Genomic DNA, 22,938 nt, shown 5'->3' with positions numbered 1-22,938 from the left:
GCAATCATCCGAGACGGAAAACCATGGCAAAACGCTTGACGGCTAAGACAGTCGCTCTCCCCGGCGGGGAGAAGGGGCAGGACGCGCCATCATCATCCCACATGCCAGGGCCCCTGGGGCCTCACAGCGTCGCCGCGCCCTTTTCCTCCACCGGCCTGCCGAGCCGGTCGAGCACGAGGTCGATCAGGTGCACGTCCTCGTACCAGCCGTCGTCCTCGACCATGCTGCTTTCGCTCGCCGCCCGCTGCAGGGCGCGCGCCTCGGTGCGCAGGCGCTCCAGCCGGGCGATCTTCTCCTCGCGCGACAGGCCCTCGTCGTCGCGGATCGCCTGAAGTTTCAGTTCCATGGTGCTGACGGTCATCGCAGCCTCCCGTTTCGTTCGGTCCCGAACGCGGCCTGCCGGCCTTTGTTCCGGCTTGACCGGGGCAGGGCGGCTTGCCATCTAGGCGCATGACCAGCCCAACGCCCGATTCCGGCCGCGTCGCCGACGCGCCTTCCGACAACTGGGTCTACCGCGCGCTGCCGCGCGGCCTGTGGCCCTATGCGCAGCTCGCCCGCTGGGACCGGCCGATCGGCTGGCAGCTGCTGATGTGGCCGTGCTTCTGGTCGGCGGCGCTCGCCGAGAACGCCGCCTTCGCCGCGGGCGGCTTCGACTGGCTGCGCCTCGCCGCCCATCTCCTGCTGTTCTTCGTCGGCGCCGTCGCCATGCGCGGGGCCGGCTGCACCTACAACGACCTCGTCGACCACGAGATCGACCAGGCGGTGGCGCGCACCCGCTCGCGCCCCCTGCCGTCCGGCCGCGTCACGCGCAGGCAGGCGAAGGTCTTCATGGCGCTGCAGGCGCTCGCCGGCCTCCTCGTGCTGCTGCAGTTCAACGGCTTCTCGATCGTCCTCGGCATCGCCTCGCTCGCCGTCGTCGCCGTCTACCCCTTCGCCAAGCGGTTCACCGACTGGCCGCAGTTCTTCCTGGGGCTCGCCTTCTCCTGGGGCGGGCTGATGGGCTGGGCGGCGACGTTCGGCACCCTGTCGGCCGCGCCCCTCGCGCTCTACGTGGGGGCCGTCGTCTGGACGATCGGCTATGACACGATCTATGCCCACCAGGACAAGGAGGACGACGCGCTGATCGGCGTGCGCTCCACCGCACGGCTCTTCGCGGAGAACACGCCGCTGTGGCTGATGGGCCTCTACGGGCTCACGGTCGTCTTCCTGGCGCTCGCCTTCTATCTCGCCGGCGCCGGCATCCCGGCCTATGTCGGCCTGGTGCTGGCGGCGGCGCTGCTCGCCTGGCAGATCGCCATGCTCGACATCGACGATGCCGAGCAGTGCCTGTCGCTCTTCAAGTTCAACGGCGTCGTCGGCCTCATCGTCTTCCTCGGCCTCGTCGTCGCCATCCCGTTCGCCTGACGTCTCAGCGGTGGCGCGGGCTGCGGCTGCCGGTCTGCGGCCGCTCCGTCAGCCGGCGCAGCGTCGCCGGATGCAGCGCGAGCTCCGAGCCGCGGCGCGGCGGGCGGGTGCGTTCGGCGGCCGCGTCGAGCATGCGGATGCGGCCGAGAAGGGTGGTGAAGAACTTCGTCATGGCGGTCGTCCCTTGTTCCGGTTTGCGACCGTTCTTCCCACGCCGCCGGGGCCCGGGGTGTTCCGGAGGGAACAGAAAAAGCCGGCCGCAGGGGCCGGCCGGCTTTTCCCGGAGGTCCATGTTTCATCGCATGCTCAACGCCGGGCGATGATCTCCCGGCCGTTGATCTTCATCTGGACGCCGAGCTTGCCGGTGGTGCGGCGCACGAGGAAGCGCGGGCGCCGGTCGGCGAAGTAGGAGTGGCGGCGTCGCGGCCGGGCGGGGCGGCCGCCCACGCCGGTCAGGTGTTCCTCCAGCGGCCGGGCGATGCCGTCCGCCTCGACCATCAGCATCGGCATCCGGTAGGCTTCCGCCCAGCTCCGCCAGTCGGCGGCGATGTCGCAGAGGTCGTGCGCGACCAGGAGCGGGATGCAGAGCTCGGGATCGTCGTGGTGCAGTTCCAGCGTCACCGTCACCGCGCCGTTGCCGTGATCGATGGCGCGGGCGGCGATGCCCTTGAAGGCGCGGATCGGCAACGCGATCGAAAGCGGCAGGCCGCTCGACGGCAGCACCCGGCGCAGCACCGCGCCGCGCTCGTCGAGGGTGACGGTCGCCAGCGCCTCGTCGCCGCGCGGCCGGAAGCTCGTCTGCTGCGGAAAGCGCCGGGGGTCCAGCCGGAGCGTGGAACCGGCCCAGGCCGGATTGGAAACGGTATTCAGCATGTCTTTCGCCCTTGTCTTCCTTGAGAGCCGGTTTCCGGTCTTCTCGTCGGGACTTTTCGTCCTCTGGGGGGAAGATTAGGCGCGGCCCCTTCCGTGCCGCTTAAAAATCGCGGTTAAGAAAACTTTGCGTTTCCCGATGGTTAGCAAAAGCGCACGGCACAGGGTTTAGAAGCGGTGAATGGCCGCCGACAGGCCGGGACAAGGCTCGTGCGCGACACTGGCGCCCGGTGCGGCCGCCGGCCGCCGGGAAGGAACGGTGTCCGATGCTGTCGACCTACATGAGCTACAACCTGATCACGCGCGACCTGCTCACCTCGCTGAACCGCACGGCGAACGAGAACGTCAACGCGCGGGAGGCGGCTTACTACAAGGAGAACATCGGCAAGGTCTCCTCGCTCGACGAGTTCCTCGACGACTACCGCCTCTACTCCTACGCGATGAAGGCCTACGGCCTGGAGGACATGACCTACGCCAAGGCCTTCATGCGCAAGGTCCTGGAAAGCGACGTCTCCGATTCGAACAGCTTCGCCAACCTACTCACCGACGATCGCTACCGCACCTTCGCCGCTGCCTTCAGCTTCGGCGGCTCGACCACCGCGACGGCGCAGACCGAGGCCCAGCTCGACGAGGTCATCGGCCTCTACAAGGCGACCGCGGCCAATGCGGGGACGGCGATCAAGGAGGAGACGCGCTACTACAACATCGTCGTCGACACGGTGACGAGCGTCGACCAGCTCCTCAACAACGAGCGGCTGCGCAGCTACCTCCTCACCGCCTTCGGCCTCGACGAGAAGACCTGGTCGCGCGAGAACATGAAGCAGGTGCTGACGAGCGACGTCGGCGACCCGGACAGCTACGTCAACCGGACCTATGTCCCCGTCATCGAGGAGCTCGGCGTCAAGATCGCGGAGGCCAACACGCGCCTCAATTCCGGCACGCTCACCGACGCGGAGAAGGACAAGGTGCGGGCCGAGATCGCGACGATGCAGGGCGTCGTCAAGCGCGCCGCCGGCTACATCTCGCTCGCCAGCGCCCTCAGCTTCTCCGCCGACGGCACGGCGGTGGCCGGCACCGTGCAGACGGTCGAGCAGAAGAAGAACACCAACGACCTCTACACGCTCTCCAATCCGCGCGTGACGACGGCGGCGGCGGTGATGAACCGCGACTATTTCGAGAGCCGGATCGGCAGCATCGGCACGGTCGACGAGCTCATCGCCGACCCGCGGCTCCTCTCCTACGTCAAGGTGGCCTTCAACCTCGATAAGCTCTCCGTCGTCGGCTACACGGTCCGCAACATCCTGACGAGCGATCCCGACCCGGACAACCCGGACAGCTACATCAACCGGTTCGGCGGGGCGGACAAGGAGAAGTACGTCGCGCTGCGGGCGGCCTTCAACTTCCAGGAGGACGGCACCCTCGCCGCCGGCGACGCGGCGCAGACGATCGGCCAGACGAGCGTCACGACGAGCGGCTACATGGTCCACTACAACGACAAGGACGAGGAGGCGGACGACAAGGCGGTCAGCCGGTTCAGGGCGCAGATCGGCGCCGTCACCTCGGTGCAGGATTTCGTCGGCGAGGCGACCATCTACGACTTCGCCCTCAAGGCCTTCGGCATCGACCCGGCCAAGGTCTCCGTCCTGACCGTCAAGAACGTGCTCAAGAGCGACCTCAACGACCCGAAGAGCTACGTCTACACGCTCAAGGACGAGCGTTTCGTCGAGCTCGCCAAGGCGTTCAATTTCGGATCGGACGGCATCGTCACGCAGCCCAAGCTGGCACAGTCCTCCGCCGAGGTGCTGGCCATGTCGCGGGCCTATATCGTCGAGAAATCCCGTTTCGGCACGGCCGACGACAAGACGCTCGCCGAGGAGGAGGCGAAATATTACTCGCGGCAGATGCAGAAGGTCGATTCGGTCAAGGCGTTCCTCTCCGACCCGCGCCTCGTCGCCTTCGTGCTGGAGGCGAACGGCATCGACCCGGCGAGCGTGGACGCCGAATTCATGGCGAAGATCTTCACCTCCGACCTCGACGACCCCGCGAGCTTCGTCAACCAGCAGGCGGACCGCTCCTTCCGCAAGATCGTCGCCTCCTTCAACTTCGGTCCCGACGGCCTGGTCGTGCGGCCCGACGAGGCCGAGATCCAGTCGCGCCGCGGCATCTACCAGACGATCGACAGCTTCGTCCGGCAGATGATGGAGGAGGACGCCGGCGCCGACAATGCCGGCGTGCGCCTCGCCCTCTATTTCGAGCGCAAGGCCGCCACCATATCGAGCCCCTACGACCTGCTCGCCGACGACGCGCTCTTCCAAGTGTTCAAGGTCCTCTACTCCCTGCCCGACGAGATCGGCAACGCCGACGTCGACGCGCAGGCCGACATGATCGAGCGCTACATGGACCTGAAGGACCTGCAGGACCCGGAGAAGGTCTCCAAGATGATCGTGAAGTTCTCCGTGCTCTACGATGCCGACAATGCGGCCACCCTCGACCCGGCGCTCTCCGTGCTCACGGGCTCCGCCGGCGCCGGCATCGGTGCCGACCTGCTGATGTCGCTCGCGCAGCTGCGCATCGGCGGCTGAGCGGGGTCGCCGCATTGATCGGCGGCAGGCCCGGGGCTAAGGTGCGGCGGAAAGGGCGGCCGGGATATCGCGGATCGGATCGACATGGCGCAGGCGCTCGCCGTTCAGGCTGACGCCGCCGCCGGAAGTCCGCGACCCCGTGCCGCCGATGACGGATCGGGGATCATGGCGCGTTATTTCATCGGCATCGACGTCGGCACGGGCAGTGCGCGGGCGGGCATCTTCGACGAGAAGGGCGGCCTCGTCGCCGCCGCGAAGCGTCCGGTGACCATCTGGCACGAGCCGGGCCACATCGTCGAGCAGTCCTCCGAGCAGATCTGGCAGGCCGTTTGCGAGAGCGTGCGCGAGGCGGTGGCCGAAGCCGGCATCGCGGCGGAGGACGTCGCCGGGCTCGGCTTCGACGCGACCTGCTCGCTCGTCGTGATCGATCCCGACGGCGCGCCGGTGGCGGTCGGACCCTCGGACGACCCCGCCCGCAACGTCATGGTCTGGATGGACCATCGGGCGGCGGGCGAGGCGGCCGGGATCAACGCCGGCGGACACGCCGTCCTCGACTATGTCGGCGGACGCATTTCGCCGGAGATGGAGACGCCGAAGCTCCTCTGGCTCAAGCGCAACCGGCCGCAATCCTTCGCCGCCGCCGGCCATTTCTTCGACCTTCCCGACTATCTCACCTTCCGGGCCACCGGCTCGCTCGCCCGCTCGGTCTGCACGGTGACCTGCAAGTGGACCTATCTCGCCCACGAGAAGCGCTGGGACGCCGCCTATTTCGAGGCGATCGGCCTCGGCGAGCTCGCGGCCGAGGGCTTTGCGCGCATCGGCACCGCGGTGGTCGATCCCGGCACGCCGCTCGGGCACGGCCTGACGGCGGCTGCCGCCGCCGACCTCGGCCTTGCCCCGGGCACCGCCGTCGCCGCCGCGCTGATCGACGCGCATGCGGGCGGCGTCGGCACGCTCGGCGGCACGGCGCCCGGCATCGACGCCGGCGTCGGCAGCCGGCTCGCCTATATCTTCGGCACCTCGGCCTGCTCCATGGCGTCGAGCCGCGAGCCGGTCTTCGTGCGCGGTGTGTGGGGTCCCTATTTCTCTGCCATGCTGCCGGGCCTCTGGCTGAACGAGGGCGGCCAGTCCGCCGCGGGCGCGGCCATCGACCACCTGGTGACGATGCATCCGGCAGCGCCCGAGGCGCGGCGGCTCGCCGAGGCGGCCGGCCTGTCGCTCGTCGCCTGGCTCGACCGCGAGGCGGGCCGGCGAGCCGGCAGCCCGAAAAGGGCCGTGACGCTTGCCGGCGCCGTCCATGTCGTGCCGGAGTTCCTCGGCAACCGCTCGCCCCACGCCGACCCGGACGCGCGCGCGGTGATCGCCGGCATCGGGCTCGAAACCGGCGTCGACAGCCTCGTCTCGCTCTATGTCGCCGGCCTCTGCGGCATCGGCTACGGCCTGCGCCAGCTCCTCGACAAGCTTTCGGAGGCGGAAATTGCGATCGATCTCATCGTCGCGAGCGGCGGGGCGGCGCAGAGCGGCCTCGTGCGCCAGGTGCTCGCCGACACGACCGGCGTCGCGCTCAGCGCCGCCGATACGGACGAGCCGGTCCTGCTCGGCGCGGCCATGCTCGGCGCCGTCGCGGCCGGCCGCTATCCCTCCTTGAACGCGGCGATGACGGCGATGTCGCGCCTCGCCACGGTCTTCCGTCCCGCCGGCGGCGACATCGCCGCCGCCCACGCCGCCCGCTACCGTGCCTTCGAGCGCCTGCAGGCGGTCGCGCGGGAGATCAGGACGGGCTGACCCGGGCGCCGGCGGCGTCTTCGCCTCCCCCTCAAGGGCAGGGCAATCGCCCCTTCTCCCCGCCGGGGAGAAGGTGGCCCGAAGGGCCGGATGAGGGGGCAAGCTCGTCGTATCGTGCCTGCGGCACTCCCTCATCCCGCTGCCGCGACCTTCTCCCCGCCGGGGAGAAGGCGGCAGGAAGCACCCTCATCATTCCATGGGCGATAGTCCTCCCCATCGAGGGGAGGGTAAAAACCTCACGCCCCCTCGTGCTTCTTCATCAGCTTGGCCTGCAGCACCACGACGACGAGCAGGAAGGCGCCGCGGATGACGGACTGCCAGTAGGCCGACAGCGAGATCCAGCCGAGCCCGTTCTCGAAGTTGAGGATGTTGAAGACCATGGCGAGCAGTAGCGCGCCGGCGAGCGTCGCCCCGACGGAGCCCGCACCGCCGGTGAGCAAGGTGCCGCCGACGACGACGGAGGCAATGGCGAAGAGCTCCCAGCCGACGCCCTCGGTCGGCTGGCCCGCCCCGAACTGCGCGGCGAGGACGACGCCGGCAAGCCCCGCGAGCGCACCGGAGGCGAGGTAGACGCCGGCGAGCGTGCGCTCGACCTTGAGGCCCATCAGCCCCGCCGTCGCCTCGCCGTCGCCGATGGCGAGGATGTGCCGGCCGATCGGCAGTTTCTCCAGCACCAGCCAGCCCGCGACATAGGCGGCAAGCGCGATCCAGGCGGGGATCGGGAAGCCGAGGAAATCGTCCTGGCCGATCACCGTGAAGCCGCTGTCGTAGGAGACGGAGACCGACTGGTTGCCGGCGAGCAGCAGCCCCGTGCCGTAGGCCGCGAGCATGGTCGCGAGCGTGGCGATGAAGGGCTGGATGCGCATCTTCGTGATGATGAAGCCGTTCACCGCGCCGACGGCGAGCCCCGCCGCCATGCCGCCCAGGAGCCCGGCCGCCCAATGGTGGGGCGACAGCAGCGCCGCCACCACGCTCGCCATCGCCGCCGTGCCGCCGACCGACAGGTCGATGCCGCCGGTGATGATGACGAAGGCCATGCCGAGCGCGATCAGCGCGAACATGGAATTGTAGCGCAGGAACGAGAGGATGTTGTAGGGCGACAGGAAGTAGTCGTAGCGCAGCGCCCCGAACAGGATCAGCCCGAGAAGCGCCAGGATGACGCCGAGCCGGGCGATGTCGCCGGAGGACTTGATGGCAAAGGGCCTGAGTATCGCTTGCATGGCGGGGCTCCTCAATGCTTGTCGGCGCGCTGCTGGATGAAGACGGCGAGCACGATCAGCGCCGCCTTGACGACGAGGGCGGCCGCGTCCGGCACGCCGTTGGCGAGCAGCGTGTAGCGCACGAGCTGGATGACGAAGGCGCCGAGCACGGTGCCGATGATGTTGGCGCGCCCGCCGGTCAGCAGCGTGCCGCCGACCGCCACCGCCGCGATCGCGTCGAGCTCCATGCCCAGCCCGACGAGGTTGGCGTCGCTCGCCGCGTTGCGCGCCACGACGACGAGGCCGGCGACGCCCGCAAGCAGCCCGCTCACCATGTAGACGAAGAGCTTGACGCGCTTCACCGGGATGCCGGTAAGCCGTGCGGCCTTCTCGTTGCCGCCGACGGCGATGATCTGCCGGCCGATGACCGTGTAGCGCACCATCGCCCAGGCGAGCGCGACGATCACCGCCATCAGCACGACCTGCGCCGGGATGCCGGCGATGCGGCCCATGGCGATGAACTGGAAGCCCTCGTTCTTGAAGACCTGCAGGTTGCCGTTGGTCATCACCTGGGCGATGCCGCGCCCGGCGATGAAAAGCACCAGCGTGGCGATGATCGGCTGGATCGAGAAGCGCGTCACCAGCGCGCCGTTGAAGAGCCCGAACAGGCCGGCGACGACGACGGGGATGACGAAGGCGAGCGCCACGGCCAACGCCATGTTCTCCACGGGCCAGAACCGGCCCATGAAGATCATCGGCGCGAGCGCGCCGGAGATCGCCATCAGCGAGCCGACGGAGAGGTCGATGCCGCCGGTGGCGATGACCAGCGTCATGCCGGTCGCGACGATGACGATGGTCGCCACCTGCGTGAGGTTGACGTTGAGCGTCTGCAGCGACAGGAAATTCGGCGTGACGATCACGTTGAACAGGATCAGCGCCAGGAAGGCGACGAAGGTGCCGTAGCGGCCGGCGAGCGTGAAGAGCCGGCCGCCGGAAAACGGCCCGGAGCGGGAGGCGGGGGTCTCGATGGTCGTCATGCCGTTTCACCCTGGGGCATCTGGTGGGCCATGGCGGCAAGCAGCGCCGCCTCGCTCAGGTCCTTGCGCGCGATCTCGGCGACGGAGGAGCCGTCGCTGAGCACGGTGACGCGGTCGGCCGCCGCCAAGAGCTCCTCCAGCTCCGAGGAGATCATCAGCACGCTCAGGCCTTCGTCGGCGAGGCCGCGCAAGAGCTTCAGGATCTCCGACTTTGCGCCGATGTCGATGCCGCGCGTCGGCTCGTCGACGATCAGCACGCGCGGGTCGGTTGCAAGCCAGCGGGCGAGCAGCACCTTTTGCTGGTTGCCGCCGGAGAGCTCCTTGATGGGCTGGTCGGGCGAGGCGCATTTGATGCCGAGCGCGCGGATGTAGCGCGCGACGATCTCGTCCTGCCGGGCGCGGTCGACGATGCCGGCCTTCCTGAGCTTCGGCAGCAGCGCCAGCGTCATGTTCTCGCGGATGCTCATGTCGGGCACGATGCCGTCGACCTTGCGGTCCTCGGAGACGAGGCCGATGCCGTCGGCGATGGCGGCGGCCGGCTCACGGTAGTCGCGCGCCTTGCCGTCCATGCGGATCGTGCCGCGCTCCATGCGGTCGGCGCCGAAGATCAGCCGCGCCGTCTCCGTGCGGCCGGAACCGAGGAGACCCGCGAGGCCGGAGATCTCGCCCTCGCGCACGGTGAGGCTGACGTCGCGCACGCGCACGCCCGCGCCGGCCTTCTCGACGGCGAGCCGCACGGGCCGGTCGCTCGTCGCGCCGTCGGCGGCCATTGCCTGGAAGGCGGCGAGCTCCTTGCCGAGCATGTGGCGCACGAGGTCCATCTTCGACATGTCGGCCATCGCGCTCTTCGCCACGGTCTGGCCGTCGCGCATGATGGTGACGCGGTCGCAGATCGCGTAGAGCTCGTCCAGCCGGTGGCCGATGAAGATGACGGAGACGCCGGAGCGCTTCAGCGTGCGGATCGTCTCGAACAGCACGGCGACCTCGCGCTCGTCGAGCGAGGAGGTGGGCTCGTCCATGATGACGAGGCGGGCGTTCTGCGTGACGGCGCGGGCGATCGCCACCATCTGCCGCGTCGCCGCGTCGAAGCGGGCGACCGGCCGGTCGACGTCGATTGCAAGGTTGAAGGTCGCGAGCACCGCCTCGGCGCCGCGCCGCATGGCGGCGTGGTCGATCATGCCGAAGCGCCGCGGCTCGCGCGAAAGATAGATGTTCTCCGCCACCGAGCGCTGCGGTGCGAGATTGATCTCCTGGTAGATCGTGGCGATGCCGGCGGCCTGCGACTCGGCCGGCATGGCGAAGTCGACCTCGCGACCGTCGAGCGCGATCGTGCCCTCGTCGCGGCGGTAGACGCCGGTCAGGATCTTGATGAGCGTGGATTTGCCGGCGCCGTTCTGGCCGACCAGCGCCATGACCTCGGCGCGCCCGACCTCCAGCGAGGCCGATCTCAGCGCCGCCACGCCGGCAAACGCCTTGGAAATGCCCTGCATGGACAGAAGCATCGCATTCCTCCCCTTCGCCAGCCCGCCGGCCGGCGCAAGACTACACCCGAACGGGCCGCCGTGTCAGGCCCGGTGCCGCGGCGGGGCCGTCCGTTCAAAAAGCCGGCCGAGACGGTTGTGCCGCCCCGGCCGGAAAGGTCTCGGGAGATCAGATCAGTAGGCGTCGGCGAGTTCCGCGGCCGCGTTCGAGGCGTCGTAGAACTTGTCCTCGTTGATGACCCACGGGTCGATGGCCTCGCCCTTGGCATAGCGCAGCATCGTCTCGAAGGCCTTGGGGCCGAAGCGCGGGTTGCACTCGACGACCGCGGCGATCTTGCCGTCGACGACCGCCTGCACGGCCTCCTTGCCGCCGTCGATGGAGAGCACCAGCACGTCCTTGCCCGGCACCTTGCCGGCCGCTTCGAGCGCGGCGATGGCGCCCATCGCCATCTCGTCGTTGTGGGCGTAGATGACGTCGGCGTCCGGATGGGCCTGGAGCAGGGCCTCGGCGACCTGGCGGCCCTTGTCGCGGGCGAAGTCGCCGGTCTGCGAGGCGACGATCTCGAAGCCGCCGGCCGCCTTGATCGCCTCGTCGAAGCCCTTCTTGCGGTCGTTGGCGGGCGACGAGCCGGTCGTGCCTTCGAGTTCGATGATCTTCGACTTGCCGTTGGCGTTCTTGATCAGCCATTCGGCGACGCGCTTGCCTTCCTCGATGAAGTCGGAGCCGATGAAGGTCACGTAGTCCTCGCCGGCCTTGGCGAGCGACGGATCGACCGAGCGGTCGAGCAGGATCACCGGGATGCCGGCCTTCTTGGCCGCCATGACGGCGGGGATCAGCGGCTTCTCCTCGCGCGGGGCGAGGAAGATGACGTCGACGCCCTGGGCGATCATCGAGTTGACGTCGGCGACCTGCTTGGCGGCGGAGCCGGCGGCGTCCGTGTAGACGAGCTGGAAGCCCAGCTTCTCGGCCTCGGCCTTCATGCTGTTCGTCTGGGCGATGCGCCAGGGATTGTTGGACTCCGTCTGCGCGAAGCCGACCTTGTAGGTGTCCTTCTGGGCCAGCTTCGGCAGTTCGGCCATGGCGACGCCGGCGGCGGCCAGCGCACCGGCCGCCGTCGCGGCGAGCAGGAAGGTGCGGCGGGAAATCATGGTCATAGGCGGGTTCTCCTCCCAAAAAACGGAACCGATATCTCTACCGGACGTGAGCATTTTGTGCTTCACATGGGTAAATCTTGCGCTAATAATATGAGCAGTCAAGCGCTAAAATTATGAGCAGGTGCAAAAAGTCCTGCTGCGCTGCACATCGGAGGTGAGGAACGCGGATGGCCAGGGAAAACGGGAGGAATGCCGGACGAGGCGGCGACGGGCGGCCGACGATGACGGATGTCGCGCGGATCGCGGGCGTTTCCCAGTCCAGCGTCTCCCTCGTGCTCAACGAGATGTCCGGCTCGCGCATCTCGCCCGAGACGCAGCAGAAGGTGCGCGAGGCTGCTCATAAAATAGGTTATAAATTACCGGCGACCCGCGCCCCTGTCGCCGCGCCCGCGGTGGAGAAGGACACGATCGCCTTCATCGTCGACGAGATCTCCACGAGCCCGCATCCCGTCGTCAGCCTCGACGGCATCCGCGACTACGCCTTCGAGCAGGGCCTGCTCGTCTCCGCCCATGCGACGCGCTCGAACCCGGACCTGGAGGAGGCGGTGCTGCGCTCCGTGCTGCGCGACCCGGCGATCGCCGGCGTCGTCTACGCCACGATCTTCACCCGCAAGGTGCGCGTGCCGCCCGCGCTGAAGTCCATCCCGACCGTGCTGCTCAACTGCTATTGCGAGCCGCGCCAGCACGTGGCGATCGTGCCGGGCGAGGTGGCCGGCGGCTTCGCGGCGACGGCGCACCTGACGGCGCTCGGCCACAAGCGCATCGGCTTCATCAACGGCGAGCCGTGGATGGACGCGGCGATCGACCGCCTCAAGGGCTACAAGCAGGCGCTCGCCACCGCCGACATCGCCTTCGACGAGAGCCTCGTGCGCGACGGCGACTGGCTGCCGCTGCGCGGCTACGAGGCGGGGCTGGAGCTCCTGTCGCTGGACAATCCGCCGACGGCGATCTTCTGCGGCAACGACCTGATGGCGATCGGCATGATGGAGGCGGCGCAGGAGAAGGGCCGGCGCGTGCCGGAGGACCTCTCCGTCATGGGTTACGACGACCAGGAGCTCGCCCGCTACACGCATCCGCCGCTCTCCACCCTCGTGCTGCCCAATTACGAGATGGGCCAGAAGGCGGCCGAGATCCTCATCGACATGGCGATCCACGGCAAGCCGGCGCGCGCCATGACCATCAAGGTCGACGGCCCCCTCGTCGTGCGCGGCACGACCGCCGAGCCGCGCCGGCGCTAGGACCGATACCGGCCGGAACCGGGTGTCGATCGGTCCTGGGCCAATACCTTCCCGGGGTTCATGATCCCGGCCGGGTCGAAGGCGCGCTTGACGCGGCGCATCAGCTCGATCTCGATTCCCGCGCGCACCTCCGCCAGCTCGTCACGCTTCATCTGGCCGATGCCGTGCTCGGCGGAGATCGAGCCCTCGTATTTCCGCACGAGGCCGTGCACCAGCGCGTTGATCTCGCGCCGGCGGGCGACGAAGGCCGCCGTGTCGGCGCCGACGGGCTGGGAGACGTTGTAGTGGATGTTGCCGTCGCCCATGTGGCCGAAGGCGCAGATGCGCGCGCCGGGGATCGCCGCGAGCACCGCCGCGTCCGCCTCGGCCATGAAGGCGGGGATGCTTGCGACCGGCACCGAGACGTCGTGCTTGATCGAGCCCCCCTCCGGCTTCTGCGCCGGCGACATGCTCTCGCGCATGTGCCAGAGCGCCTGGCGCTGCGTCTCGCTCTCGGCGATCACCGCATCCTCGATCAGCCCGGTCTCGATTCCTTCCGAAAGCAGGACCTCGATCATCCGCCGCGCGGCCTCGGCCGAATCGGAGGTCGAGACGTCGACCAGCGCATACCAGTCGTGCCGGCCGGCGAGCGGGTCGCGTACGCCGGGAATGTGGCGCATGGTGAAGTCGACGCCGAGCCGCGGCATCAGCTCGAAGCCGGTGAGCGCCATGCCGCAGCGCTCGGCGGCGCGCTCGAAGAGCTTCAGTGCGTCGGCGGGAGATTTCAGCCCGGCGAGCGCGACCTCGTGGCCGAGCGGGCGGGGGAAGAGCCGCAGCACCGCGCCGGTGATGACGCCGAGCGTGCCCTCCGCGCCGATGAAGAGGTCGCGCAGGTCGTAGCCGGTATTGTCCTTGCGCAGCCTGCGCAGCCCGTTCCAGATCTCGCCGGTCGGCAGCACCACCTCCAGCCCCAGGCAGAGCTGGCGCACGCCGCCATAGGCCAGCACGGCCGTGCCGCCGGCATTGGTGGAAAGGTTGCCGCCGATCTGGCAGGAGCCCTCCGAGCCGAGCGACAGCGGGAACAGCCGGTCCGCCGCCTCCGCCGCCCGCTGGATCTCGGCGAGCACCGCGCCCGCATCGGCGACGATGACGTTGCCGACCGGATCGACCTCGCGGATGCGGTTGAGGCGCGCAAGCGACAGCACGACGTCGCTTTGCCCCTCGCGCGGCGCCGCCCCGCCGACATGGCCGGTATTGCCGCCCTGCGGCACGACCGCCGTCCCGGTCTCGCTGGCGAGCGCCAGGATCGCCGACACCTCCTCGACCGACCCGGGCCTCAGCACCAGCGGCGAGGAGCCGTGATAGAGGCCGCGGCTCTCGACGAGATAGGGGGCGATGTCCTGCGGCGTGACGAGCGCGTGCGCGGGGCCGGTGATGTCGGCGAAGCGGGCGATGAGGTCCGGGGTCATGGGCTTGCCTTTCCGTTGGTCAAATGCCGCCTCGCCCCGCTCTGCCCTGCCGGGCATCTCCTCCTCAAGGCGGGAGATTGGATGGGGCTTCGTCCCGCCCATCCTGAGCGACGCAATGTGAGCGGGGTCTTCGCCTCTTGCCGATCTCCCCCCTTGAGGAGGAGATGCCCGGCAGGGCGGAGGGGGGTATGGCGCGGCATCCTCAACTTGCCCGTTCCGCAGCCCCGGGCCGCGGTGCCGCGGCGCGCTGCAGACGGTCGTTGATCGCCTCGCCGAGGCCGGTCGCGGGCACCGGCGAGAAGGCGATCGCGGCGGCACCGGCCGCATCCGCCCGCTTCATGTAGCCGAAGAGATTGGCGGCGGCTTCCGCGAGGTCGCCGCTCGGGCTGAGGTCGAGCACCAGCGCGGCCTTGTCCTCGCCCGGCAGCGGACGGCCGCCGAAGCGGATCAGCGCCTCGCCCGGCCGCACGTCCTCCGCCTCGAGCCGCACGGGTGCGCCGGGCGCATAGTGCGAGGCGAGCATGCCGGGCGCGACGATGGCCGCGCCTGCCCGTTCCGGCCGCTCGACCGGCCGGCCGGCGACGCGTTCGATCTCGCCCGCGTCGAGCCCGCCGGGCCGAAGCAGCCGGACCGTGCCGCCCTCCACCTTGAGGATCGTCGATTCGAGGCCGACCCTGGCCGGCCCGGCGTCGAGCACCAGTTCCAGCTTCCCGCCGAAATCGGCCGCCACGTGTGCGGCGGTCGTCGGGCTGATGCGGCCGGAGGTGTTGGCGCTGGGGGCGGCGAGCGGCCGGCCGAAGGCGGCAAGCAGCCGGCTCGCAAATCCCGTCGGCACGCGGATGCCGACCGTGTCGAGCCCGGCGCGGGCGAGGGGATGGATATCGCTGTCCGGCCTCACCGGCAGCACCAGCGTCAGCGGCCCCGGCCAGAAGGCCTCCGCCAGCGTCCGCGACAGGGGATCGAAGACGGCGTGCCGCTCCGCCATGGCGAGGTCGGCCATGTGGCAGATCAGCGGATTGAAGCGCGGCCGGCCCTTCATCTCGTAGATGCGGGCGATCGCCCGCGGATCGGTGGCGTCGGCGGCAAGGCCGTAGACCGTCTCGGTGGGAATGGCGACCGGCACGCCGCGCGCGAGCGCCTCGCAGCCGCGCGCGAACGCTTCCTCCGGGTCCGTCCTCGTGTCGATGATCTCGGCCATGCCTCCCTTTACAGGGCTTTGGCCGGCGATGCCAAGGGGCGTTACAGCGCGTCGATGATCTTGCGCAGCGCCTCGTCGCGCGCGCCCAGCATCAGGACGTTCTTCATCGCCGTCTTCGGGTCGGCGGTGCGGAAGATGACGCCGTTGCCGCGCACCTTGCGGTCGATCGAAAGCCGGCCTTCCTCCTCGGCCGGCGTGATGGCGACGGCGAAATACATGCGGCCCTGCTTCTGCGAGATGTCGGCGAAGAACTGCTCGCCGGCGCCGATCTCCGCATGGAAATTGGCGATGTAGAAGGCCCATTGCACGTTGTCGAACTCGGCGAAGCGGGAGTTGGCGACCGTCACGTGGCAATAGCCGAGATGCGGCGTCTCGGCGAGCGTGCGGTGGAAGATGAGCTTCGGGAAGCGGATCGAGCGGTGGAAGCCGTTGATGCGCTCGTGCGTCGTCGTGCCGGCCCGCTCCAGCTTGCGGCCGGTGCGCTCGGCGACTTCGGCATGGGTGAGGTAGCGCTTCTCGCTGGCGCTCCAGGCGCTGCTGCGCTCGATGCGGCCGGTGCGCAGGAACTCGGTGTGCACGGCGACCTTCGCCAGCGTCGCCCGCTTGTAGGCGACGGCATCGTAATAGCGGAACTTCCTGGTCTCCACGCGCCGGCTCCATCTCGCGCCACCTGCAGCGAAGGTTACGCAGACAGGGTTAAGCAAACCTTTCAGAAATCCTGGTAGTTGAGCGGTGTGACCTCCACGAGCCGGCGCGACAGCGAGACCGTGGCGGCGCCGTTGACGCCCGCGCCCGCGCGCGCATCCGCCGAAACCGTCGCCAGCACACCGGAAAGCGCCATCGTGCCCGTCACCGCGGCCGATGCGCCGGCCGTCGCGTCCGCCTCGGCACGCGCCGAAAGCCGGCCTTCGGCGGAGATGGAGGCCGTCAACATGCCGTCGAGCGGCTCGAAGGGCTTTTCCGGCAGCAGGCCGCCGAAGGCCCAGGCCTTGCGGAGCTCCGCCCTGGTCATCGCCGCCACGTTGACGTCGATGTCGTTTGCGGCACCCTTCACCCGGTAGGGGCAGGCGCGCTTCGTGCAGTTGGCGGCGGCGGAGAACTGCCAGAGCGCGTAATTGTCCCAGTTGCCCATCGGGAAGACGCCCTCGATGCCCGGCTTGTAGCGGGCATACCAGAGCGGCAGGCGCGAGAGGATGCGGTATCTGTCGCGGTTGGCGGCGATGTGGCGCGCCGTCGCGTGGTTTGTGTAGAGCACTGGATAGCGGCCCGTGCGCGTCTTGATGTGGCCGGCGAAGACCTGCGCGTCGGCAAGCGACATGAAGCGCTCCGGATCGATCGCCTCGATGTCGAGCACCATCATCTCGTCGTCCCGCGGATTGGCGTAGTCGAGGAAGTGGTTGGCCTGGTCGACCGGATTGCCCGGACGGGCGAGGTGATAGGCGCCCCAGAGCAGGCCCTTGGAGCGGGCGAGCAGCCGGCGCGTCTCGTAGAGCTCGCGGCTCACCGCGTATTTGCGCCACATCGTCTTGCAATGGGCGAAGGTGTCGCCGCCGTGGTCGCCCTTGCAGCTGTAGCTTTCCGGCAGCCCGTCCGAGGCCTTGGAGATGAAGCCGGCGATGCGCTTGTCCGTCAGCATCTCGGCCCAGTCGATCTCGTTGAGCTCGTAGGCGTCGATGACGATGGCGTTCTCCCGCTTCTTCCACGGCTCGACGTCGGCCGCCCCGGCGGCATGGGGCAGGCAGGCGAGGAGAAGGGCGGCGAGGCCGCAAAGGTGCTTGGCGATCATGGGCGCTCCTGTCGGATCGACGGTCCTCCGCAAGCGGCCATGGTGGCGCGAACATGGTTAACAAAGGCTTGACGCAGCGCACCCGCGATCGGCGGGCGGCCGTTGACGCTTACGTACAAACAAATAGTCTGGAAAAAAGCCCGCGAGTCAGGGCGGGGCCGGGAGGAGGATAGCGATGTACAGGGCGCCGGTCGAGGAGATCGCCTTCACGCTGCGGCATGTCGCGGGGCTTGCCGGCGCGCTCGAATCCGGCCGGCTCGGCGAGCTCACCGACGACCTCGTCGACGCGATCCTCACCGAGGCCGGCCGCTTCGCGACGGAGGAGATCGCGCCGCTCGCCGAGGTCGGCGACCGCCAGGGCGCGCGACTGGCAAACGGCGAGGTGACGATGCCTGACGGCTGGCCGGCGCTCTACCGCGCCTGGGCCGAGGGCGGCTGGAACGCGCTCACCGCGCCGCCGGAATTCGGCGGGCAGGGCCTGCCGCACATGCTGCACGTCGCGGCGCTGGAAATGTGGAACGGCGGCTCGATGGCCTTCGCGATCGGCCCGACGCTCACCATCGGCGCGGTCGAGGCGCTCGCCGCGCACGGCTCTGCGGAGCTCAAGGCGAAGTACCTGCCGAAGATGGTCTCCGGCGAGTGGATGGGCTCGATGAACCTCACCGAGCCGCATGCCGGCTCCGACCTCGGCGCGCTGAAGACGCGGGCCGAGCGGCGCGGCGACGGCACCTACCGGCTGTTCGGCCAGAAGATCTTCATCACCTATGGCGAGCACGATTTCACCGGGAACATCGTCCATCTGGTGCTCGCCCGCCTGCCGGATGCGCCCGCCGGCACGCGCGGCATCTCGCTCTTCCTCGTGCCGAAGTTCCTCGTCGGCGAGGACGGCGCGCCCGGACGGCGCAACGATGTCCATTGCCATTCCATCGAGCACAAGCTCGGCATCCACGCGTCCCCCACCTGCACGATGATCTACGGCGACGGCCGCTTCGGCGACGAGCCCGGCGCCGTCGGCTGGCTGGTCGGGGAGGAGAACCGCGGGCTCGCCTGCATGTTCACGATGATGAACAATGCGCGGCTCGCCGTCGGCATGCAGGGTGTGGCGATCGCCGAGGCCGCCACGCAGAAGGCGCTCGCCTATGCGAGGGAGCGCACGCAGGGCCGCGCGCCCGGCCGGACGGGCGAGGGCATGAGCGCGATCGTCGAGCACCCGGACGTCGCCCGCATGCTGCTGACCATGAAGGCGCTGACCCAGGGCGCGCGCGCCATCGCCTATGCCTGCGCCCATGCCGTCGACATGGCGCACACCACGGAGGGGGAGGAGAGCCGGCACTGGGCGGAGCGGGCGAGCCTCATCACCCCCGTCGCCAAGAGCTTTACCACCGACGTCGGCGTCGAGGTCGCCTCGCTCGGCCTGCAGGTGCACGGCGGCATGGGCTACATCGAGGAGACCGGGGCCGCCCGCCTCTACCGCGACGCCCGCATCGCGCCGATCTACGAGGGCACCAACGGCATCCAGGCGATCGACCTCGTCACCCGCAAGCTGCCGCTCTCCGACGGCCGGCAGATCGGGAGCCTGATCGCCGAGTTGCGTGCCGTCGCCGCCGAAGCCGGGACCGACCCGGCCCTCGGCGAGACCGGCCCCCGCCTCGAAGCCGCAGTCGCCGACCTCGAGGCCGCGACCGCCTGGCTCGCCGCGGCCCTGGCCGAAGGCCGCCAGGCCGGGGCGCTCGCCGGCGCCACGCCCTACCAGCGCCTGCTCGGCCTCGTGCTCACCGGCTGCTACCTCGCCAAAGGCGCGCTCGCCGAGGCCGGCGACGGCCGCCGGGACGAGCGCCGCGCGCTTTGCCGCTTCTTCGCCGAGAACCTGCTTTCCGAGGCGGCCGCGCTGCGCGACCGCGTGGTCTCGGGCGCGGCGAGCCTCGATGCGGCGCGGGTGGTGCTGGGGTGAAGGCTTTTGCCCCCTCTGCCCTGCCGGGCATCTCCCCTCAAGGGGGGAGATGCCCGGCAGGGCAGAGGGGGGTGGCGACAGCCAGAACAGACGCGAGGGGAGAGCGCCATGACCGACCACATCCGCATCGAGCGCCCCGTGTCCGGCGTGCTGGTGATCCGCCTCGACCGGGCGGAGAAGAAGAACGCCATCACCCGCGCCATGTACGCGGCGATGACGGCGGCCCTTCGCGGCGCCGACGCGGAGGAGGCCGTGCGCGCCACCCTCTTCCTCGGCCGCGAGGGCTGCTTTTCCGCCGGCAACGACCTCAACGACTTCCTCGCCTTCGCCAGGGGCGGCACGATGGGCGGCGAGGTGGTGGAGTTCCTGCATGCGCTCGCCGCGCACCGCAAGCCGCTCGTCTCCGGCGTCGACGGGCTGGCGATCGGCATCGGCACGACGATCCACCTCCATTGCGACCTCACCTACGCCTCGCCGCGTACCGAGTTCCGCACCCCGTTCGTCGATCTCGCGCTGGTGCCGGAGGCGGCCTCCAGCCTGCTGGCGCCGCGCGTCATGGGCCACCAGCGCGCCTTCGCGCTGCTCGCCGCGGGCGAGGCCTTCTCCGCGGACGCGGCGCGCGAGGCGGGGCTGATCCATGCCGTCGTCGAGGCCGGGGCGGTGGAGGAGACGGCGCTTGCCGCCGCCGCCCGGCTCGCCGCCAAGCCGCCGCAGGCGCTGGCGATCGCCCGCGACCTCATCCGCGGCGACCGCGCGGCCGTCGCCGCCCGGATCGACGAGGAGGCGGCGCATTTCGCCCGGCAGCTTACAAGCCCGGAGGCGCGCGCCGCCTTCGAGGCCTTCCTCGCCCGGCGCTGAGCCTCCCGCGGCGGAACAATCCGCCGCCTCCGGCTTTCCTCCCCGATTCCAATCGAGAGGAAACGCCATGGCCACGATCGAGACACGCGACGGGACGACGCTCTACGTCAAACAGTGGGGCGAGGGTCGCCCCGTCATCCTCCTCCACGGCTGGCCGCTGTCGGCCGACAGCTGGGACGACCATGCGCTCGCCATCGCCGAGGCCGGCATGCGGGCGATCGCCTACGACCGCCGCGGCTTCGGCCGCTCCGCCCAGCCCTGGGCCGGCTACGACTACGACACGCTCGCCGACGATCTCGCCGACGTCATCGCCGCCACCGGCGCGGAGAATGCGGCGCTGATCGGCTTCTCCATGGGCGGCGGCGAGGTCGCGCGCTACATGAGCCGGCACGGCGGCCGCAACATCCGCCAGGCCGGGCTGATCGCCTCCGTCGTGCCCTACATGCTGAAGACCCCCGACAACCCTGACGGCACGCCGCAATCGACCTTCGACGGGATAGAGGCCGGCATCCGGAAGGATCGCGCCCAGTTCTTCGCCCAGTTCTTCCAGAGCTTCTACGGCGTCGGCTTCTTCGAGCACCCGGTGAGCCAGGAGGTGCTCGACTGGTCGGTGAGCCAGTCGATGCTGGCGGGGCTGCATCCGACGCTGGCCTGCGCGAAGGCCTTCGCCACCACGGATTTCCGCGGCGATCTCGCGGCCTTCTCCGTGCCGACGCTGATCGTCCACGGCACCAAGGACGAGACGGTGCCGATCGACGCCTCGGCGCGGGCGGCCGCGCGCGGCATCTCGGGAAGCCGGCTGATCGAATACGAGGGCGCGCCGCACGGCCTGCTCGCCACCCACAAGGCGGACATCACCCGCGACCTCCTCGCCTTCCTGATGGAACGGCACTGAGGCCGCTTATTTCTCCAGCACCGCCACGGCCTCGACATGCGCCGACCAGAGGAACTGGTCGATCGGCGTGACGAGCCGGATGCGGTAGCCCGCGGCCGTCAGGATCGCGAGGTCGCGGGCGAGCGTCAGCGGATTGCAGGAGACGGCGACGATCGTCTTCACGCCGGAGCGAGCGAGCTCGCGGCACTGGTCCTCGGCGCCGGCGCGCGGCGGGTCGAAGACGACGGCGTCGTAGGCCTTGAGCTCGGAGGCCATCAGCGGGCGGCGGAAGAGGTCGCGCTTCTCCACCGTCACCGGCTTCAGCCCCTGCGTGTTGCGCGCGGCATGGTCGAGCGCCTTCAGCGCCTTCTCCTCGCCCTCGACGGCATGCACCCGCACCTTGCGGGCGATCCTCAGCGAGAAGGTGCCGGCGCCGGCGAAGAGGTCGGCGACGCGTTTCGCCTTGCCGATGGCGGCGAGCACGATGTCGGCCATGGCGTCCTCGGCGGGCTTCGTCGCCTGGGTGAAGCCGCCCGGCGGCGGCGAGACGATGACGCCGCCGAAGTCGATCTCCGGCCGCTCCGGCGAAATCAGCACCTCGCCGTCGCTCGTCACCCGGGCGATACCGCGCGTGGCGAGCACGCATTCCGTCACCGCCCGCCGCTCCCGGTCGCCCACCTTTTTCACGCCCTCGAAGGCGAGGTCGAGGCCGGTCAGCGTCTCCAGAACGGTGATGCGGAACGGCTCGGCGCCGGTGGCGATCGCGCCCGCCACGCGGCGGATCGTCCCGAGCCGCGAGACGATGCCGGGGCTGCTGATCGGACAGTGGTCGATGGAGACGATGTGGTGGCTGCCGGCCTGGTTGAAGCCCAGCAGCATGCCCTTCTCCGTCCGGCGCGCGGTGAAGACGACGCGGCGGCGCTCGCCCGGCCGGGCGATGACGAGCGGCGCCACGTCCGCGACAAGCCCCTTCGATTTCAGCGCGTTGACGACGAGGTCGCGCTTGAAGGCATGGTAGAGCGCGTCGCCCGCGTGCTGCAGCGTGCAGCCGCCGCAGGTGCCGTTCTTCCCGTCCGGCCCGAAATGCACGCAGGGCGGCTCCGCCCGCTCGGGTGAGGTCTTGGCGATGGAGAGGATCGTCCCGTGGTTCTTCACACGCGCCACGGCCACCGTCTCGCCGGGCAGCGAGAAGGGCACGTAGACCGGCCCGCCGGGTGCGTCGGCGATGCCGTCGCCGCCGCTGCCGAGCCGGGAGACGGTGAGCGTTTCGGCGGTCATGGCTTCAGGCCTCCGAGCAGGAATTCGACATTGCCGTCGCCGCCGGAAATCGGCGAGGGGATGAGGCCGAGGCTTTTCCAGCCCATCTCCTCCGCGAGCCAGCGCTCCAGCCCGGCGGCGACCTGCGGCGCGCTCTCCGGGTCCTTGAGCAGGCCCGCCTTGCCGATCGCCGCGCGGCCGGCCTCGAACTGCGGCTTGACGAGCAGCGCGCAGAAGGCGCCGGGTGCCGCGAGCGCGAGCGCCGGCGGCAGCGCCAGCTTCAGCGAGATGAAGGAGACGTCGGAGACGACCGCGCCGATCTCGCGCCCGCCGAGGTCGGCCCGGCCGAGCGCGCGGGCGTTCAGCCCTTCGAGATTGGTCACGCGCGGATCGTCGCGGAGGCTCGGGTGCAGCTGGTCGTGGCCGACGTCGACGGCGACGACGTGGCGCGCGCCGCGCTCCAGCAGCACCTGCGTGAAGCCGCCGGTGGAGGCGCCGATGTCGAGGCAGTCGCGGCCCGCCGGATCGAGGCCGAAGCCGTCGAGTGCCGCAATCAGCTTCAGCGCCGCGCGCGAGACGTAGGCCTGCGCCGGATCGTCCACGGCAAGGACGGCGGAGGGCAGGACGGCGGCGCCCGGCTTGGTGATCACGCGGCCGTCGACGCGGACCGTGCCGCGGGCGATCGCGTCGCGCGCCCGCGAGCGGCTGGCGAAGAGGCCGGCATTGACGAGGAGCTGGTCGAGGCGGGTGGGTTCGTGAGGCATCGCCTCTCATGCCGCCTCGGCGCGGCGCTGGCAAGAGCCGGCATCACCGCC

At 69.9% G+C, this 22,938-nt stretch carries 20 protein-coding genes; 7 read left to right on the top strand and 13 right to left on the bottom strand.

What is annotated here, in order from left to right; all coding sequences use genetic code 11:
- Positions 1 to 121: 121 nt before the first annotated feature.
- Complete coding sequence (locus NNZ72_RS20745) at positions 122 to 361, bottom strand: hypothetical protein (RefSeq protein ID WP_257317494.1); 240 nt, start codon at positions 359 to 361, stop codon at positions 122 to 124.
- 89 nt (positions 362 to 450) lie between these two features.
- On the opposite strand from NNZ72_RS20745, the gene ubiA reads away from it, so the two are divergent.
- Positions 451 to 1,404 carry a 4-hydroxybenzoate octaprenyltransferase gene (ubiA, locus tag NNZ72_RS20740; protein ID WP_257317493.1) on the top strand — a complete coding sequence of 318 codons (954 nt, stop codon included), beginning with the start codon at positions 451 to 453 and terminating at the stop codon, positions 1,402 to 1,404.
- Between the two features lie 4 nt (positions 1,405 to 1,408).
- Here the strand turns inward: ubiA and NNZ72_RS20735 are convergent, their stop codons facing one another.
- A complete protein-coding gene (locus NNZ72_RS20735) occupies positions 1,409 to 1,576 on the bottom strand; it encodes a hypothetical protein (protein WP_257317492.1) in 168 nt (55 codons plus the stop codon).
- Between the two features lie 134 nt (positions 1,577 to 1,710).
- Positions 1,711 to 2,277: a DUF6101 family protein gene (locus NNZ72_RS20730; RefSeq protein ID WP_257317491.1), complete on the bottom strand. Its 567-nt coding sequence runs from the start codon at positions 2,275 to 2,277 to the stop codon at positions 1,711 to 1,713.
- A gap of 263 nt (positions 2,278 to 2,540) precedes the next feature.
- Between NNZ72_RS20730 and NNZ72_RS20725 the strand changes: the two genes are divergently transcribed.
- Together NNZ72_RS20725 and NNZ72_RS20720 are read left to right on the top strand one after the other, a co-directional pair.
- Positions 2,541 to 4,856 carry a DUF1217 domain-containing protein gene (locus NNZ72_RS20725; RefSeq protein WP_257317490.1) on the top strand — a complete coding sequence of 772 codons (2,316 nt, stop codon included), beginning with the start codon at positions 2,541 to 2,543 and terminating at the stop codon, positions 4,854 to 4,856.
- Between the two features lie 165 nt (positions 4,857 to 5,021).
- The gene (locus NNZ72_RS20720; RefSeq protein ID WP_257317489.1) at positions 5,022 to 6,641 is read left to right on the top strand and encodes an FGGY-family carbohydrate kinase; all 1,620 of its coding nucleotides are present in this window, start codon (positions 5,022 to 5,024) and stop codon (positions 6,639 to 6,641) included.
- Between the two features lie 236 nt (positions 6,642 to 6,877).
- Here NNZ72_RS20720 and NNZ72_RS20715 read toward each other — a convergent pair whose 3' ends face one another.
- The 4 genes from NNZ72_RS20715 to NNZ72_RS20700 form a co-directional block, all read right to left on the bottom strand.
- Positions 6,878 to 7,861: an ABC transporter permease gene (locus NNZ72_RS20715; RefSeq protein ID WP_257317488.1), complete on the bottom strand. Its 984-nt coding sequence runs from the start codon at positions 7,859 to 7,861 to the stop codon at positions 6,878 to 6,880.
- A gap of 11 nt (positions 7,862 to 7,872) precedes the next feature.
- Entirely contained in the window at positions 7,873 to 8,877 is a 1,005-nt protein-coding gene (locus tag NNZ72_RS20710; protein ID WP_257317487.1) for an ABC transporter permease, read from the bottom strand.
- A complete protein-coding gene (locus NNZ72_RS20705) occupies positions 8,874 to 10,379 on the bottom strand; it encodes a sugar ABC transporter ATP-binding protein (RefSeq protein ID WP_257317486.1) in 1,506 nt (501 codons plus the stop codon). The genes NNZ72_RS20710 and NNZ72_RS20705 overlap by 4 nt, the downstream gene beginning before the upstream one ends.
- Positions 10,380 to 10,532: 153 nt before the next feature.
- Positions 10,533 to 11,513 carry an ABC transporter substrate-binding protein gene (locus NNZ72_RS20700; protein ID WP_257317485.1) on the bottom strand — a complete coding sequence of 327 codons (981 nt, stop codon included), beginning with the start codon at positions 11,511 to 11,513 and terminating at the stop codon, positions 10,533 to 10,535.
- A 167-nt stretch (positions 11,514 to 11,680) separates the two neighbouring features.
- Here NNZ72_RS20700 and NNZ72_RS20695 point away from each other — a divergent pair, with 167 nt between their 5' ends.
- Positions 11,681 to 12,751 (top strand): LacI family DNA-binding transcriptional regulator, encoded by a 1,071-nt coding sequence (locus NNZ72_RS20695; protein WP_371747796.1) that lies wholly within the window; start codon positions 11,681 to 11,683, stop codon positions 12,749 to 12,751.
- On the opposite strand, the gene NNZ72_RS20690 is transcribed toward NNZ72_RS20695, so the two are convergent.
- From NNZ72_RS20690 to NNZ72_RS20675, 4 genes are all read right to left on the bottom strand, one after another.
- Positions 12,748 to 14,199 carry an FAD-binding oxidoreductase gene (locus NNZ72_RS20690; RefSeq protein ID WP_257317482.1) on the bottom strand — a complete coding sequence of 484 codons (1,452 nt, stop codon included), beginning with the start codon at positions 14,197 to 14,199 and terminating at the stop codon, positions 12,748 to 12,750. The two genes, NNZ72_RS20695 and NNZ72_RS20690, sit on opposite strands and share 4 nt — an antisense overlap.
- Positions 14,200 to 14,401: 202 nt before the next feature.
- Positions 14,402 to 15,397, bottom strand: coding sequence for an L-threonylcarbamoyladenylate synthase (locus NNZ72_RS20685; RefSeq protein ID WP_257317481.1), 996 nt, complete (start codon positions 15,395 to 15,397; stop codon positions 14,402 to 14,404).
- 41 nt (positions 15,398 to 15,438) lie between these two features.
- The gene (locus NNZ72_RS20680) at positions 15,439 to 16,044 is read right to left on the bottom strand and encodes a DUF6656 family protein (RefSeq protein WP_257317479.1); all 606 of its coding nucleotides are present in this window, start codon (positions 16,042 to 16,044) and stop codon (positions 15,439 to 15,441) included.
- Between the two features lie 62 nt (positions 16,045 to 16,106).
- Entirely contained in the window at positions 16,107 to 17,183 is a 1,077-nt protein-coding gene (locus NNZ72_RS20675; RefSeq protein ID WP_257317478.1) for a glycoside hydrolase family 25 protein, read from the bottom strand.
- Positions 17,184 to 17,358: 175 nt separating this feature from the next.
- On the opposite strand from NNZ72_RS20675, the gene NNZ72_RS20670 reads away from it, so the two are divergent.
- The 3 genes from NNZ72_RS20670 to NNZ72_RS20660 all read left to right on the top strand — a co-directional run bounded on the left by NNZ72_RS20670 (position 17,359) and on the right by NNZ72_RS20660 (position 20,887).
- On the top strand, positions 17,359 to 19,134 hold the full coding sequence (locus NNZ72_RS20670) for an acyl-CoA dehydrogenase family protein (protein WP_257317476.1): 1,776 nt from the start codon (positions 17,359 to 17,361) through the stop codon (positions 19,132 to 19,134).
- Between the two features lie 108 nt (positions 19,135 to 19,242).
- Positions 19,243 to 19,992, top strand: a complete 750-nt coding sequence (locus tag NNZ72_RS20665; RefSeq protein ID WP_257317475.1) for a crotonase/enoyl-CoA hydratase family protein — start codon at positions 19,243 to 19,245, stop codon at positions 19,990 to 19,992.
- A gap of 67 nt (positions 19,993 to 20,059) precedes the next feature.
- On the top strand, positions 20,060 to 20,887 hold the full coding sequence (locus NNZ72_RS20660) for an alpha/beta fold hydrolase (protein ID WP_257317474.1): 828 nt from the start codon (positions 20,060 to 20,062) through the stop codon (positions 20,885 to 20,887).
- A 6-nt stretch (positions 20,888 to 20,893) separates the two neighbouring features.
- On the opposite strand, the gene NNZ72_RS20655 is transcribed toward NNZ72_RS20660, so the two are convergent.
- Complete coding sequence (locus NNZ72_RS20655) at positions 20,894 to 22,144, bottom strand: class I SAM-dependent RNA methyltransferase (protein ID WP_257317473.1); 1,251 nt, start codon at positions 22,142 to 22,144, stop codon at positions 20,894 to 20,896.
- Positions 22,141 to 22,887: a TlyA family RNA methyltransferase gene (locus tag NNZ72_RS20650; RefSeq protein WP_257317472.1), complete on the bottom strand. Its 747-nt coding sequence runs from the start codon at positions 22,885 to 22,887 to the stop codon at positions 22,141 to 22,143. Before NNZ72_RS20650 ends, NNZ72_RS20655 begins: the two co-directional genes overlap by 4 nt.
- Positions 22,888 to 22,938: the final 51 nt, after the last annotated feature.

The sequence above is a fragment of the Shinella pollutisoli genome (assembly GCF_024609765.1).
In the GTDB taxonomy this organism is placed as follows: Bacteria; Pseudomonadota; Alphaproteobacteria; order Rhizobiales; family Rhizobiaceae; genus Shinella; species Shinella pollutisoli.
The sequence above is the reverse complement of the archived record's forward strand: the minus strand, read 5'-3'. Positions and strand labels throughout refer to the sequence as shown.

Excerpts from the sequence above, each read along its gene's own strand:
- NNZ72_RS20660 (WP_257317474.1), top strand. The coding sequence starts at position 20,060 with ATGGCCACGATCGAGACACGCGACGGGACGACGCTCTACGTCAAACAG.
- NNZ72_RS20745 (WP_257317494.1), bottom strand. The coding sequence starts at position 361 with ATGACCGTCAGCACCATGGAACTGAAACTTCAGGCGATCCGCGACGAC.
- NNZ72_RS20705 (WP_257317486.1), bottom strand. The coding sequence starts at position 10,379 with ATGCTTCTGTCCATGCAGGGCATTTCCAAGGCGTTTGCCGGCGTGGCG.
- NNZ72_RS20655 (WP_257317473.1), bottom strand. The coding sequence starts at position 22,144 with ATGACCGCCGAAACGCTCACCGTCTCCCGGCTCGGCAGCGGCGGCGAC.
- NNZ72_RS20735 (WP_257317492.1), bottom strand. The coding sequence starts at position 1,576 with ATGACGAAGTTCTTCACCACCCTTCTCGGCCGCATCCGCATGCTCGAC.
- NNZ72_RS20710 (WP_257317487.1), bottom strand. The coding sequence starts at position 8,877 with ATGACGACCATCGAGACCCCCGCCTCCCGCTCCGGGCCGTTTTCCGGC.
- NNZ72_RS20670 (WP_257317476.1), top strand. The coding sequence starts at position 17,359 with ATGTACAGGGCGCCGGTCGAGGAGATCGCCTTCACGCTGCGGCATGTC.
- NNZ72_RS20725 (WP_257317490.1), top strand. The coding sequence starts at position 2,541 with ATGCTGTCGACCTACATGAGCTACAACCTGATCACGCGCGACCTGCTC.
- NNZ72_RS20720 (WP_257317489.1), top strand. The coding sequence starts at position 5,022 with ATGGCGCGTTATTTCATCGGCATCGACGTCGGCACGGGCAGTGCGCGG.
- NNZ72_RS20715 (WP_257317488.1), bottom strand. The coding sequence starts at position 7,861 with ATGCAAGCGATACTCAGGCCCTTTGCCATCAAGTCCTCCGGCGACATC.
- ubiA (WP_257317493.1), top strand. The coding sequence starts at position 451 with ATGACCAGCCCAACGCCCGATTCCGGCCGCGTCGCCGACGCGCCTTCC.
- NNZ72_RS20695 (WP_371747796.1), top strand. The coding sequence starts at position 11,681 with ATGGCCAGGGAAAACGGGAGGAATGCCGGACGAGGCGGCGACGGGCGG.
- NNZ72_RS20685 (WP_257317481.1), bottom strand. The coding sequence starts at position 15,397 with ATGGCCGAGATCATCGACACGAGGACGGACCCGGAGGAAGCGTTCGCG.
- NNZ72_RS20690 (WP_257317482.1), bottom strand. The coding sequence starts at position 14,199 with ATGACCCCGGACCTCATCGCCCGCTTCGCCGACATCACCGGCCCCGCG.
- NNZ72_RS20730 (WP_257317491.1), bottom strand. The coding sequence starts at position 2,277 with ATGCTGAATACCGTTTCCAATCCGGCCTGGGCCGGTTCCACGCTCCGG.
- NNZ72_RS20700 (WP_257317485.1), bottom strand. The coding sequence starts at position 11,513 with ATGACCATGATTTCCCGCCGCACCTTCCTGCTCGCCGCGACGGCGGCC.
- NNZ72_RS20650 (WP_257317472.1), bottom strand. The coding sequence starts at position 22,887 with ATGCCTCACGAACCCACCCGCCTCGACCAGCTCCTCGTCAATGCCGGC.
- NNZ72_RS20675 (WP_257317478.1), bottom strand. The coding sequence starts at position 17,183 with ATGATCGCCAAGCACCTTTGCGGCCTCGCCGCCCTTCTCCTCGCCTGC.
- NNZ72_RS20665 (WP_257317475.1), top strand. The coding sequence starts at position 19,243 with ATGACCGACCACATCCGCATCGAGCGCCCCGTGTCCGGCGTGCTGGTG.